Raw genomic sequence first — 13195 nt, 5'->3', positions numbered from 1 at the left:
ATCGATAATTACCGTATAAAGCGGCTTTTACTATTGCGCTCCTCGCCGTTGGAGCATACGAGTGACTTCGCATATGACAAATAAAATAACAGTAGGTTGGCGTGAGTGGCTAGCCCTGCCGGAGCTGGGGATTGATAAAATCAAGGCTAAGGTCGATACCGGTGCCCGTACTTCATGTATTCATGCTTTTCGAGTTGAAGAGTTTACACAAGAGGAGCAGGTCTGGGTGCGGTTTTGGGTTCATCCCATTCAAGACGACAACAACACAGAGATACAGTGCCAAGCGAAGGTGATAGATCAGCGCACCGTCACTGACTCTGGTGGGCACCAGGAGCAGCGTTATGTCATACAGACGCAGTTACTTATTGGCGGCCAAAAATGGCCCATTGAAGCAACACTCACAAATAGAGACACCATGAAGTTTCGTATGCTATTGGGGCGTACAGCCATGGCAGGGCGTATTGTTGTAGACCCTGAATTGTCATACCAAACACAATTATAAGGTTTATTATGAAAATCGGCATTTTATCACGCAACAAGTCGCTGTATTCCACTCGCCGTTTAATTGAGGCGGCACAACAGCGTGGCCATGAAGTACAGGTATTGGATGCTTTACGCTGTTATATGAATATCAACTCGCAAGAGCCGGAAGTACACTATAAAGGTCAAAAACTAGAGGACTTCAACGCTATTATTCCGCGCATCGGGGCTTCTATTACGTTTTATGGCTGTTCAGTGTTACGGCAATTCGAGATGATGGGGGTGTACCCTGTGAACGAATCTGTTGCTATCACCCGCTCGCGCGATAAATTGCGTTCTTTACAGCTACTATCACGCAAGGGAGTGGGTATGCCGGTAACCGGTTTTGCATCCAAACCCGATGATGTCAAAGACTTGCTTGAGATGGTAGGCGGCGCTCCGGTTGTTATCAAGCTGCTAGAGGGGACACAAGGGATTGGGGTGGTGCTTGCTGAAACACGCAAGGCGGCCGAGAGTGTGATTGAGGCTTTTATGGGCCTGAAAGCACACATCATGGTGCAGGAATATATCAAAGAAGCGGGCGGGGCCGATATTCGTTGCTTTGTCATTGGCGATCGCGTTATTGCGGCGATGAAGCGCCAAGCCCAAGAAGGTGAATTTCGCTCCAATTTACACCGTGGCGGCAGTGCCAGCTTGGTACGGATTACCCCAGAAGAGCGTAAAACAGCAGTGGCCGCCGCTAAAGCAATGGGCTTAAATGTAGCTGGGGTTGACTTACTGCGCTCTGAGCGTGGCCCTTTAGTGATGGAAGTTAATTCTTCACCAGGACTAGAAGGAATTGAGTTAGCGACAGGGAAAGATATTGCTGGCATGATTATTCAATTTATAGAAAAGAATGCTAAAGAAAAGAGGACCAGAACCCGTGGCAAGGGCTAAAAAGAATCAGGCATTTACGCTGTTAGGTGAACAAGTCGCACCTGGGCAGCGGCGCACCTTTGAGCTTGAGGCGGCCAAGCTATATACCCACTCCCCACTGACCATTAATCTTGAGGTGGTCAACGGCGTAGAAAGCGGTCCGGTATTGCTGGTGTGTGCAGCAATTCACGGTGATGAGCTCAACGGTGTTGAAATCGTGCGCCAAACCTTAGCAAAGGTTGATGCCACGCAGCTGCGTGGCACCTTAATTGCTGTGCCTGTTGTCAATGTGTTTGGTTTTATCCATAAATCTCGCTACCTTCCCGATAGGCGCGATCTCAATCGCTGCTTCCCAGGCTCGCAGCGAGGATCTGTGGCGGGGCGTATGGCGAATACGTTTTTTAACGAAGTGGCGATGCATTGCAGCCATATCATTGATTTGCATACAGGTGCCATCCACCGCACCAATTTACCGCAGATCCGAGCCGATTTAAGCAATGAGGAAACAGCTAAAATAGCCAATGCCTTTGGTACGCCAGCGGTGATCAATGCCTCGCTACGAAACGGCTCACTGCGCAGTGAAGCGGCAGAGCTTGGGATCCCGGTGATCACGTACGAAGCTGGAGAGGCGCTACGTTTCGATCCCATCGCTATTGCTGCGGGTGTGCAAGGGGTGGAAAACGTTATGCGTAAACTGAGGATGCTACGAGGTAAGCGAGTTCGCAAGCAGGCGGAACCGGTTATCGCCAGTTCAACCAGTTGGATCCGCGCCGAAACAGATGGCATTATCCGCGCTCAAGTATCCCTTGGCGAGCGCGTGAGTAAAGGCCAAGTGTTGGCTTATATCAATAGCCCGCTAGGGGATAGTGAATGTGCGATTTTAGCGCCGCGCAGTGGCATTGTGATTGGACAACAGACCATGCCTTTGGTGAACGAGGGCGATGCTATTTTTCATCTTGCTTATTTTGCCCATGCCAACTCGTTGGTTGAGCAACAGCTAGAGACGTTTATTGATGAAATCAGTGACATGGATGATGAGTTAAAAACACCGGAACTTAACAATGAATAACAGGCGCAATTGCGCCTGTTGGCATTTACTTTAAGATTTATTTTTAGGCGCTAGTATACGCCGTGTAGGCTTGGTTTTTTGTGGCGGTTTGTTCAATACCATCACTGGCCGGGTTACAAATAAATTATTGGGGTAGAGAACACGATGACCCTCTAGGTGCTCTAAAACCACGTTCATCAACCCCATTTCAATAATCCGTCCTTCTATGAAGTTAGCGCCATCAATCACCTTGACCCAGTTGCCGACCCGGCAATCATTTTGTACAAACATCAGCAAAAACGATGTCAGGTTTGAAAGCAAAGACCAACCCGCAAACATCGCTACGCCAAGCATTGCAAACAGGCTTGAGCCGACCACTAATAACCCGCGTAACTCAATGCCCCAGAACACTAACAGGATGCACAGCAGGACAAAAGCAAGCAGCACCTTGAGTAACAATTGCGCGCGCTGTTTGCGATGAGGGTCGACTCGACCCCGGATCGTTTTGTTAAAAATTTTTAGCTGCAAGCGCACCAATAAAGGGAAAAGCAGCAGCACCACAAGGGTAACCAGCCACTTATAATGTTGAGTAAGAAGATCAACCAGCGCCACAGATATGTTCCTTATAAAAACAAGTTGTTAAAGCCGCTGTATAGCATGGAAACAGACATCAGCAAAGTGTATTTAGAAGGATTTCTTCACGGTCACCAACCATTGCACGGGGTCGACATCATCCGGGCGGTTGATAGCTCTGGCGACATCGATATGAATAACCGTTCCGGCGTTGGCGCGACTTGGTGCTAAGCGTAAACCAACCCCGTAGTTGTGGCGAAAGTGAGTGTCATTGGCGGGATTGCTGTTGGTAAACCAGGCTTGTCCTGCGTCATAAAAAGCAGCCCCACCGACGCGAAACAACTGCCACAGGTTATATTCCCAATAATAGCGCTTCTCAATGCTAAGCAGTGCTCGCCGATCCCCTTGCTGATAATGCTGCGGGTATCCGCGCAGTCCGGAATCGCCACCTAGTGTAAGCTGGCGGTCCAAAGTTAACCCTTCAGCGCCATCTATACGCGCCTTTACATACCACGACTGAGCATCATCGCTATTAAAGAAATACTCAGCTTGGGTGCCAAAAAATAGATTCTCAGCAGTGAACCCATCTTCGCGTAGCTGACCTTGTACATCCACCGACCAACGCCACAGACTCTGCTGATTAACGTAGTGGCTGCGCTGCACACGAAAGTCGAGCACCAAACGGTTAGTATCGCCACCCAGAGATTCGCCTGAGTAACCTAAAGTGGTGTCGATTTGCCAACCTAGGTTCAAATCTTCGGTGCGCGTGATAGAGTCGATATTGTGTACTTTTACATAATCGTCTTGCAACCAGCTGACTCGCAAATAGGGATAGGAAAGCGTACGCTCTTCGGCAAGAGGTAATACGGTTTCATCTATCGCATCAAACCGGTCTTTTTGGTAGCGATAACCGACGATGGTACGCTGCGTCCAATTCGGGGCAGGGGAGCTTGAAACCCCATAAAAAAGATGGCTAGAAGAGGTATGTTGCGAGAACTCACTGATCTCTTCACCGCGATCATAGAGCTTCTCCTGACGGCGGTTACTGCCATTGGCAACCCCATAACTGTGTTTTGTAGACAGCGCATAAAAAGGGTAGGTGACCGACAGCCAATGGCGCTTACCGTCACTGTTATCTGCATACTCAAGACGACCGCGATAACGACTACCAAGAATATTCGGATCGTCATAGGTAAATTCGTAACCACTGCGCTCTTCATCATTGGTGCGTACTAAGGATACGCGCTTACCCCAACCAAGGAAGTTACTGTCACGAAAACCAAAGGTAGAGCGGTTCTCACCTCCGCTGCGGCTAAAGCTAATCTCTGGCAACAAAGTCCAGAGCTCACGGGTTTCGACTTTCACATCTACAAACTCGTCGCACCGTGTTTGCGCACTGATCCGAGCGTCATATAAATAGCCTTGTTGACGCAGCAAACGTTCTGACTCGCGTAATTGTTGTGGGCTGTAGCGATCGCCTGGTTGGAACAACAAAATATTTTCTAACACTTGCTGTTCAGTCATCACATGCATGTCGTTGGCAAGGCGAAACAGCCAGTTATTTTCGTCGTCTAATTCGGTGTTAAAGATATTTTGCTGGCTAAAGCTAATGTCTCCAATCCGTCGGCTAGGATTGGCATCTGGAAGGGGAGCTTTGTCCTCGAGTTGACGCGATAGTAAGTGGTTACTTTGCACTTGGGACTGTTCATTCTTGCACTTTTCCTGCTGCGCGGGAACAGCACTGGAAAAGGCGGCTAGGGTACTCAGTAGAACGAATAGTCGATTCATTTAACTCACTTTTTTCCATATCGTGAATTAAAGTGTATCGCACATTTATTAACTTGCGCTTAAATAATTTCCTAATTCGGTTAACTTACCTTGCGCTTCAACCCCTGTCGCGCTGATCCAAATATTGTCGCCATAATGTTCAAAATGCAGCTCAAAAGGAAGCAGTTCAAAGCTAAAGCGCAGCATGTGCCTGTCTACACCTTGTTCAAACTCACCAATATCAATGGCGTCATGATGCAGGAAAATACGGCCCCAAAAATCGAATTCATCGGCGCTGGGCATCACATCTGGAGTAATGATAATAACGTGGTGTTGGCTATCTATAGCGAGTTGGGTCACAGTTAAGCTCTTATATAGTGTTGGCGATTATTCGGGCGACAGATGATTACGAATTAAAGTCATAAAGGCACTGCCGTACTTACTGAGTTTAGTGAACCCCACACCCGATACTTTTAAAAACTCGGTGTCATTGGTAGGCATAAGTTGCGCCATTTCCGCTAAGGTTCGGTCATTGAATACCACATACGGCGGCACATCATCATCATCCGCTAGTTGCTTGCGCAAGGCGCGCAATTTAGCAAACAGCTTTTTATCGTAATTGAACTGGGCCAGCTTATCTTGATAAACATGCTTGGCTTGTAAACGTGGCTCAGCAAGTTGTAGCTGATATTCGCCCTTGAGCACCGGTCTGGCTGCTTCGGTAAGGTGTAGTACCGAACCTTGGGTAATATCTTGATGCAGTAAGCCCTGATGAATGAGCTGGCGCAAAATACTGAGCCAATATTCGCTGCTGTGCTCCTTGCCGATGCCGTAGGTGCTTAAGGTGTGATGATTGAGATCCCGGATACGCTGAGTGTTAGCGCCGCGCAGTAACTCGACGATATAGCCCAGCCCAAATTTTTGGCCGGCGCGATACACACAGGATAGCGCCTGTTGCGCCACCACGGTGCCATCAAAACGCTGCGGCGGATTTAAGCAGATATCGCAGTTGCCGCATGCCTCGCGCTGGTATTCACTAAAATAATTAAGCAGTATTTGTCGTCGGCAGGTTTGCGCTTGGGCAAAACTGGCCATAGCATTAAAACGTTGCTCTTCGACACGGCGGCGCTGCTCATCGTCAATGTCTTCAAAAAAGCGCCTAACTCGAGGGACATCCGCCGGGTCAAAATACATAATGGCTTCTGCGGCCAAACCATCCCGTCCGGCTCGGCCAGTTTCTTGATAATAAGACTCGATGTTTTTAGGAATATCGTAGTGCACCACAAAGCGCACATTGAGTTTGTTGATGCCCATGCCGAAGGCCACGGTGGCGACCACAATTTGAATATCGTCTTTGGCAAAAGCGTTGTGTACAAAGTGGCGCGATTCGTTACTCATGCCAGCGTGGTAACCGGCGACATTAAAACCTGCTTCACTGAGCTTTTGGGCCAAATCATCAACACGCTTGCGGCTAGTACAGTAGATGATGCCGCTTTGCCCACTTTGGGTGCGCAAATAGCGCAGCAACTGAGTGAAAGGTTTAAACTTTTCTTCCAAGGTGTAGCGAATGTTTGGCCTATCGAAGCTACCAATATGGATATAGGGCGAGCGAAGCCCCAGTTGATTGACAATATCGACACGAGTGGCGCTGTCGGCGGTGGCAGTAAGTGCCATCATCGGTACATGGGCAAAGCGCTGTTTGAGTTCACTAAGGCGGAAGTAATGGGGACGAAAATCATGCCCCCAGTGAGACACACAATGTGCCTCATCAACCGCAATAAGGCTGATATTTAAATAGCCAAGACGCTGCATAAACTCATATTGCAGCACTTTCTCCGGAGCAACATAAAGTAGTTTTATTTCGCCGTCATGGAGTTGCTGATAGATGAGCTGCTGCTGTTCACGAGTCAGAGAATTATTAATATAAGCCGCTTTGACCCCTTGGGCGTTGAGCTGGGTTACCTGATCTTGCATCAAAGATATTAATGGTGAAATGACCAAGGTTAGCCCGGGTAATAACATTGCCGGCACTTGGTAGCATAATGACTTGCCACCGCCTGTCGGCATGAGCACTAAGGCATCCTGAGCGCCAAGCACGGCGTTGATCACCTGCTGTTGGCCCTCGCGAAATTGGCTGTAGCCGAACACGTCGCGCAGGATCTGCTCAGGCGTTTGTTCGGAAAATAATGCGGATACACTGCTCATGGCCGCCTATTCTAGAGTCTTTTATTATTCCTGTCTGCAACTGCCTTGCTCTTTGCTTAAAAATGCATCTTCAGATAGGCTATAACTCATCTTACCAGTTGAGAACAGACTATGGATAAAGCTCAAGCCCTGAATAAGCTAAGCCAGTTATTTGCGCAAATGCCGTTTAACCAGTTATTGGCAATGGAGATTAAGGAGCTGGACGGCGAGTCGGCGAGCATCGAATTGCCATGGAGCGCGCAGTTAATCGGTAACCCGCAACAGCAAATACTCCATGGCGGAGTTATTTCGTCGTTGTTAGACACCGTGGGTGGATTGCTTGCTGCGGCATCGGTGATTGATAAATTTGGCCCGGCAGAAATGCTCAGCGCACAATCCCGGCTGGCAACCTTAGGCACCATCGATTTGCGCACAGATTATTTACGCCCGGGCAAGGGTGAGCGTTTTATTGCTACGGCTATGTTGATTCGCTCGGGTAACAAGGTGTGTGTCTGTCGTATGGAGCTGCATAATGACCAAGGTGTGCAAATCGCTTATGGTACAGGCACTTATTTAGTCGGATAAACTAGCCCTTCAACAATGCGAGGCGTAGAATAGCGTTTTTACCGTTTGGGTTAGTGTTATGTCATCCGATGCTCAAGCCAAAAAAGGCATGCTATTCGCAGCCTTGGCGTTCACTATGTGGGGCGTTGCCCCGGTCTATTTCAAACAGTTGCTCGCTGTACCCGCTCTGGAAATCCTTGCCCATCGTGTGATTTGGTCAGTGCTATTTTTGCTGTTAGTGGTGGCAGTGTTGCGTCAGTGGCGTAACGTCCAAGTGATCATTAAACAGCCAAAATACTTACTCATGCTGGTAGTGAGTGCCACCTTATTAGGGTTCAACTGGGGCTTGTTTATTTGGGCGGTGAACAATGACCACATGCTCGATGCCAGTCTTGGCTATTACATCAACCCGTTACTGAACGTACTGCTCGGTGTGACCTTTTTATCTGAGCGCTTGCGCAAGTGGCAGCTATTTGCGGTGGCTCTGGCGCTCACTGGGGTGGCCATTCAGCTGATCAGTTTCGGTTCGTTTCCGGTGGTGGCCTTTGCGTTGGCTGGCTCCTTTGCCACCTATGGTTTAATTCGTAAAAAGATGCCCGTTGAATCATTACCTGGGTTACTACTTGAAGCGGTTATCTTATTCCCGGTGGCATTGGCTTATTGGTACTTCTCAACGCCCACAGCAAGCTCCGATTTAATGGTCAATAGTTGGCAATTAAATACCTTGCTGGTTAGCGCCGGTATTGTGACCACCTTACCGCTATTGTGCTTCACCGCTGCTGCTAAGCGGTTGCAATACACCACTATCGGCTTTTTCCAATATATTGGCCCAAGCCTGATGTTTTTATTAGCCGTGGTCTTTTATGGCGAGGTATTTGATGCTGAGCGCATCGTTACCTTCGCCTGTATTTGGGCTGCATTGCTGGTGTTTAGTTGGGATTCATGGCGCTTTAGCCGCAACGCTCGCGCGCAGCAGCAAGGTACCGTCAATCGCGCCAGCTTGCGTTAATTTTTAAGTTCGCCCACGCCTGCTAATGGCTGGCATGGGCGTAAAGTGCGGTTTAATCGAGATCGTCGCTATCGATTTCTACTTCCACTTCAGGTGCGTCAAAGCTGCGTTTACGACCAAACAAGGTGAAAAATCGTGCCTTACTGGTCGTCAGTTTTAAGTACTTTATCCACGCTTTCTCGACCGGGTTGATGGGTGTGGATACGCCAGTCGTGGCTGCAACAAAGTGCGCTTGTATGTCGTTAATGGGTTCAACCGTTTTTTCTTGCAAAGCTTTTAATAAGCGTCCATGTTCTTCTAAAATCTCCGATTCTAGTAGCGTAAAGTGGCCACTGCGGCTGAAACCGCGTGGGAACTTTTCATCATTATAGAATTTGTGATCGCAAGCAAAGGCTTTGCGTAATTCGAACAATTGGTGCGCCGTCATAGCTAGCTCCTAATACAAGGGAAATCGGCTGGAGTATGGTACACAAGCGTTGTTTTTTTAAACAAAAAATTTTTATCGTGAGGATAAACACGAGTGGATATCGATTTACTGAAGACGTTCATTGAGGTCGCGCGTACTCGCCACTTTGGCCGCGCTGCAGAGAACTTATATATCACGCAGTCAGCGGTGAGCTTTCGTATTCGTCAGTTAGAGCAAAGCTTGGGCGTCAATCTATTTCTGCGCCAACGCAATAACATCCAGCTGACTGCTCCGGGGGAGCGTCTGTTACCTCACGCTAAGTTGATTGTCACCGGAGTACAGCGCGCCAAGCTGGATGTGGCGCTGGCGGATAACATGCGTCGCCAATTGGCACTCAGTGGCACAGCGAATATTTGGGATGCGTTTTTGCAATTTGGTATTGCCCATATTGTCTCGGCCATGCCGGGCATCTCCTTGGTCGCAGAAGTTAAAAATCAGCAGGAGAGCACCCGACTATTACTCGAACGCACCTTAGATATAGCGGTGCTGTTCGATTTACCTAAGGTCGATGAGTTATGCGTTGAACCAATTTGCACACTGGATATTATTCCGCTGTCGAGTTATGCCGACGCGACTGCTGAGTCTTTTTTTGATAACCAATATGTATTCGTGGATTGGGGGACGGCATTTTCGCTGTGGCATGCCCGCAATTTTGCCAATTCGGCACCGCCTTATTTTCGCACCAGTACAGGACGTATCGCCTTAGAGTTGATTTTACGTTGTGGCGGTAGTGCCTTTGTGCCAAGAGTGCAAGCGCAGCAATATCTGGAATCGGGAGAGCTCTTCTTAGTTGAAGGAGTGCCGCAGACCTCGCGAGAAGTGTTCGTCGCCTTTCATAAAGACAATGAACAAAAAGACTTAATTGAAAAGCTCCAACAGCAGCTACAATTAATCGGTGAAGAACTCACATAAACATCATTATTAAAGCGTTGAATGTGAAGCTTAAATGTCACCTCGGTGACACTTTGTTGAACTTTAAATGTCATTTGTCATATTTCTGTAATTTAACACTGGCAGACTGCAGGCGTTTTAATTATGTGTTGCGATTTTTAACTGAGGAAATGACTATGAGATTTGCTCCTTCTGCACTAGTGTTCGCTGTGGCGGCTGGATTGCCTTTTTACGCATCGGCTGATGTCAATATTTACGGTAAAGCGAATGTAACAGTGCAATCATCTGATGAGGGTGAGGGATCATTCACTGAAATCAAAAGTAATGCGTCTCGCCTTGGCTTTAAAGGCTCAGAGGGGATTGCTGATGGCTTGGACGTAGTTTATAAACTTGAGTTTCAGGTTGATTTGTCTGATGCTGATTCAAAAGGCGATAAAGACAACATCACTGCACGTAACCAATACGTCGGTCTTAAAGGTAACTTTGGCCAAATCGTGATTGGTCGTAACGATACCGCGCTAAAGCAATCGCAAGGTAAAGTTGACTTGTTCAGTGACCTTGAAGGCGATATTAAAAACGTATTCAAAGGTGAAAATCGCTTAGGTGACTCAGTTACATACACCTCGAATAGCCTCAATGGTTTTAAAGTTATTGCCAGTTATATCGCTGAAGATGATACCGATGCCGACAACGGCTATTCGGTTGCCTTGACTTATGGTGATAAAGGCCTGAAAAAATCCAACGTGTACGCCGCAATTGCCGCTGACAGTGAAGTAAAAGGCTATGATATTTTACGTGCTACGGTGGGCACTAAAGTCGCAGGAATAAAGCTCGGTGCCATGTACCAAACACAAGAGCCCGCAGCAGGTGGTGAAGACAGCGACGGCTTCTTAGTAAGTGCAGCATATGCGATTGATAAAACGGTATTAAAAGCGCAATACCAAACCATGGATTTTGCTGGCAACGACCGTAATGCGATGACCGCAGGCGTTGATTACAAGTTTAATAAAAGTACCAAGTTATTTGGCTTTTATACCAAATTTGATGACGATGCGAGCGCTGATGAAGACTATTTAGCTGTAGGCATGGAATACAAATTCTAAGCTTTTGCAGATGAAAAACCCGCCCATTTGGCGGGTTTTTTGTTGTCTAAATACAGCGAGTTAGCACACTTATAATGCTTTGATACAGGTATAGCTCCATCAGGCCTGGGCGTAGGCAGAGCGATCGCCTAACCAGCGCCAACACAATGCCTTGGCTACCTCTGGATGCTGTATGAGAAGCTGTTTGGCGAGCGGACGAAGGTTGTTGATTAAGGCTTTGTCGCGCTCTAAATCCGCCACTTTAAAATCGGTCATGCCGGTTTGTTTTGTGCCTAACACTTCCCCTGGCCCACGAATTTGCAAATCGCGCTCGGCAATAACAAAACCATCGTTGCTATCACGTAACACTCCTAGGCGCTGCTGCGCAGTATGTGACAAAGGGGCATGATAGAGCAGCACACAATGGGAGGCTGCCGCGCCCCGGCCAACACGACCACGGAGCTGATGTAATTGCGCCAAACCTAAGCGCTCGGGGTTTTCTATGATAATTAGGCTGGCATTGGGGACATCAACACCCACTTCAATCACTGTCGTTGCCACTAGCACATCAAGTTCGCCGTCTTTAAACTCACTCATAACGCGCTGCTTTTCATCCGCCTTTAGACGACCATGAACTAGGCCAATACGCAGCTCAGGGAGGCGTTCACGAAGCTCTTCGGCGCTTAATTGCGCGGCTTGACACTGCAGCGCATCAGACTCATCAATCAGGGTACACACCCAGTAAACTTGTCTACCTTGCTCTTGTACCGCTTTGTGCACACGCGTTATGACATCGTCGCGTCGGCTGTCGGGGATAGCAACGGTGGTAACAGGCGTGCGCCCCGGGGGCAGCTCGTCGATAATTGATGTTTCCAAATCAGCATAAGCGGTCATCGCTAAGGTGCGAGGGATGGGGGTAGCGGTCATCACCAATTGGTGTGGGTAGCAATCGCCAAAGCGGCCTTTCTCACGCAGTGACAAGCGCTGGTGGACGCCAAAACGGTGTTGCTCATCAATTATGATCAACGCCAGGTTATTGAATTGCACCTGATCTTGGAATAATGCGTGGGTGCCAATAATCATTTGCGCCTGGCCACTTTGAATATCGCTCAGGGCGTGCTCACGTGCTTTGCCTTTGGTTTTACCACCCAGCAGGGTGAGTTGAATACCTCGCGGGGTAAACCAACGGCTGAAGTTTAAAGCATGTTGCTCGGCGAGAATTTCTGTCGGCGCCATGAGCGCCACTTGGTAACCTTGGGCGATGGCACATAAGCTTGCCAGTGCTGCCACTAAGGTTTTCCCTGAGCCAACATCGCCTTGTACCAAGCGCATCATTGGATACGGCTGCTGCATATCCGTTTTAATCTGTGCCACTACGCGTTGCTGTGCTGACGTCGGCGTAAACCCTAAAGACGCTAAAAACGGCTGCTCTAAGGCATTATTTGGCGCCAAGGCCACGGCCTTATGTGCTTGCCCCTGTTGCCTTAGGGCCAACAAGCTGAGGTTATGGGCCAGTAACTCTTCAAATGCCAGACGTTGCTGCGCTGGATGTTCACCGAGCTCTAAAGCTTGGGTATCGCTATCAACCGGTGGTTGGTGAATAAAGCGAATGGCATCGGCGAGTGACCAACCTGCGGGACGATACTGTTGTGGCAGCAGCTCTTCTATCGGCGCGCGATTCAAGGCTTGCAGCGCTTGAAGCATCAGGTTGCGCAATGACAGTTGTTTTAGTCCGTCGGTGGTCGGATAAATAGCGCTTAAATGTGTTTGTGTGGGGAGGGCTTCGGGGCTGTCGCTAATACTGTACTCAGGGTGCGCCATTTCCAGCCCGACTTTAGCGCGGCGCACTTCACCAAAACAGCGGATCACTTTACCCTCTTGCATGGCATTTTTTTGCGCCGCAGAGAAGTTAAAGAACCTGAGTGTCATGCGTCCACTGCCATCATTAATATGGCACACCAACATCCGCCGGCGACCAAAGGTAATGTTGGCGGATTCAATGGTGGCTTGCACACACACATGGGTATGTGGCAGAAGCTCGCAGATGGGAACAATGCGGGTGCGGTCTTCATAGCGCAGCGGCAAATGAAATAGCATGTCTTGCACGCTGCGAATGCCAAGCTTGGCAAGGCGCTCGGCCATTTTTGGGCCAACGCCTTTGAGCTCGTTAATGGGGTAGGTGTTCAGGCTTGGCAAATGGCATGTCCTTCAAACAG

At 48.6% G+C, this 13195-nt stretch carries 13 protein-coding genes; 7 read left to right on the top strand and 6 right to left on the bottom strand.

Annotated elements, in window-relative coordinates; translation table 11 throughout:
- The first annotated feature begins 73 nt into the window (after positions 1-73).
- The 3 genes from W04_RS02705 to W04_RS02695 are packed head-to-tail and all read left to right on the top strand — an operon-like array spanning position 74 to position 2464.
- Positions 74-502 carry an ATP-dependent zinc protease gene (locus W04_RS02705; protein ID WP_053909720.1) on the top strand — a complete coding sequence of 143 codons (429 nt, stop codon included), beginning with the start codon at positions 74-76 and terminating at the stop codon, positions 500-502.
- An 8-nt stretch (positions 503-510) separates the two neighbouring features.
- On the top strand, positions 511-1416 hold the full coding sequence (gene rimK, locus W04_RS02700) for a 30S ribosomal protein S6--L-glutamate ligase (RefSeq protein WP_022943458.1): 906 nt from the start codon (positions 511-513) through the stop codon (positions 1414-1416).
- Positions 1376-2464, top strand: coding sequence for a succinylglutamate desuccinylase/aspartoacylase family protein (locus W04_RS02695; protein WP_268838279.1), 1089 nt, complete (start codon positions 1376-1378; stop codon positions 2462-2464). Before rimK ends, W04_RS02695 begins: the two co-directional genes overlap by 41 nt.
- A gap of 30 nt (positions 2465-2494) precedes the next feature.
- On the opposite strand, the gene W04_RS02690 is transcribed toward W04_RS02695, so the two are convergent.
- The 4 genes from W04_RS02690 to recQ form a co-directional block, all read right to left on the bottom strand.
- Positions 2495-3055: a mechanosensitive ion channel domain-containing protein gene (locus W04_RS02690; RefSeq protein ID WP_053909719.1), complete on the bottom strand. Its 561-nt coding sequence runs from the start codon at positions 3053-3055 to the stop codon at positions 2495-2497.
- Between the two features lie 72 nt (positions 3056-3127).
- Positions 3128-4804 carry a POTRA domain-containing protein gene (locus tag W04_RS02685; RefSeq protein ID WP_022943461.1) on the bottom strand — a complete coding sequence of 559 codons (1677 nt, stop codon included), beginning with the start codon at positions 4802-4804 and terminating at the stop codon, positions 3128-3130.
- 48 nt (positions 4805-4852) lie between these two features.
- Positions 4853-5143 (bottom strand): DUF3630 family protein, encoded by a 291-nt coding sequence (locus tag W04_RS02680; RefSeq protein ID WP_053909718.1) that lies wholly within the window; start codon positions 5141-5143, stop codon positions 4853-4855.
- A gap of 27 nt (positions 5144-5170) precedes the next feature.
- Entirely contained in the window at positions 5171-6988 is a 1818-nt protein-coding gene (recQ, locus tag W04_RS02675) for a DNA helicase RecQ (RefSeq protein WP_022943463.1), read from the bottom strand.
- Positions 6989-7099: 111 nt separating this feature from the next.
- Between recQ and W04_RS02670 the strand changes: the two genes are divergently transcribed.
- Both W04_RS02670 and rarD read left to right on the top strand, forming a co-directional pair.
- A complete protein-coding gene (locus tag W04_RS02670) occupies positions 7100-7552 on the top strand; it encodes a thioesterase family protein (RefSeq protein WP_022943464.1) in 453 nt (150 codons plus the stop codon).
- 58 nt (positions 7553-7610) lie between these two features.
- On the top strand, positions 7611-8540 hold the full coding sequence (gene rarD, locus W04_RS02665) for an EamA family transporter RarD (RefSeq protein WP_045979326.1): 930 nt from the start codon (positions 7611-7613) through the stop codon (positions 8538-8540).
- 52 nt (positions 8541-8592) lie between these two features.
- On the opposite strand, the gene W04_RS02660 is transcribed toward rarD, so the two are convergent.
- Positions 8593-8967 (bottom strand): DUF413 domain-containing protein, encoded by a 375-nt coding sequence (locus tag W04_RS02660; RefSeq protein ID WP_053909717.1) that lies wholly within the window; start codon positions 8965-8967, stop codon positions 8593-8595.
- Between the two features lie 93 nt (positions 8968-9060).
- Between W04_RS02660 and W04_RS02655 the strand changes: the two genes are divergently transcribed.
- Together W04_RS02655 and W04_RS02650 are read left to right on the top strand one after the other, a co-directional pair.
- Entirely contained in the window at positions 9061-9918 is an 858-nt protein-coding gene (locus W04_RS02655; protein ID WP_022943467.1) for a LysR family transcriptional regulator, read from the top strand.
- Between the two features lie 155 nt (positions 9919-10073).
- On the top strand, positions 10074-11000 hold the full coding sequence (locus W04_RS02650; protein WP_053909716.1) for a porin: 927 nt from the start codon (positions 10074-10076) through the stop codon (positions 10998-11000).
- A gap of 99 nt (positions 11001-11099) precedes the next feature.
- Here the strand turns inward: W04_RS02650 and recG are convergent, their stop codons facing one another.
- On the bottom strand, positions 11100-13175 hold the full coding sequence (gene recG / locus W04_RS02645) for an ATP-dependent DNA helicase RecG (protein ID WP_269432178.1): 2076 nt from the start codon (positions 13173-13175) through the stop codon (positions 11100-11102).
- Positions 13176-13195 lie beyond the last annotated feature (20 nt).

It is taken from the genome of Pseudoalteromonas sp. SW0106-04, from assembly GCF_001293805.1.
Taxonomy (GTDB): domain Bacteria; phylum Pseudomonadota; class Gammaproteobacteria; order Enterobacterales; family Alteromonadaceae; genus Pseudoalteromonas; species Pseudoalteromonas ruthenica.
Note: the sequence above shows the minus strand (reverse complement) of the source record. Positions and strands in the feature narration are given on the sequence as shown.

Coding starts and splice junctions, on each gene's coding strand:
- W04_RS02695 (WP_268838279.1), top strand. CDS start 1,376: ATGCTAAAGAAAAGAGGACCAGAACCCGTGGCAAGGGCTAAAAAGAAT.
- W04_RS02685 (WP_022943461.1), bottom strand. CDS start 4,804: ATGAATCGACTATTCGTTCTACTGAGTACCCTAGCCGCCTTTTCCAGT.
- recQ (WP_022943463.1), bottom strand. CDS start 6,988: ATGAGCAGTGTATCCGCATTATTTTCCGAACAAACGCCTGAGCAGATC.
- rimK (WP_022943458.1), top strand. CDS start 511: ATGAAAATCGGCATTTTATCACGCAACAAGTCGCTGTATTCCACTCGC.
- W04_RS02705 (WP_053909720.1), top strand. CDS start 74: ATGACAAATAAAATAACAGTAGGTTGGCGTGAGTGGCTAGCCCTGCCG.
- W04_RS02650 (WP_053909716.1), top strand. CDS start 10,074: ATGAGATTTGCTCCTTCTGCACTAGTGTTCGCTGTGGCGGCTGGATTG.
- W04_RS02660 (WP_053909717.1), bottom strand. CDS start 8,967: ATGACGGCGCACCAATTGTTCGAATTACGCAAAGCCTTTGCTTGCGAT.
- rarD (WP_045979326.1), top strand. CDS start 7,611: ATGTCATCCGATGCTCAAGCCAAAAAAGGCATGCTATTCGCAGCCTTG.
- W04_RS02670 (WP_022943464.1), top strand. CDS start 7,100: ATGGATAAAGCTCAAGCCCTGAATAAGCTAAGCCAGTTATTTGCGCAA.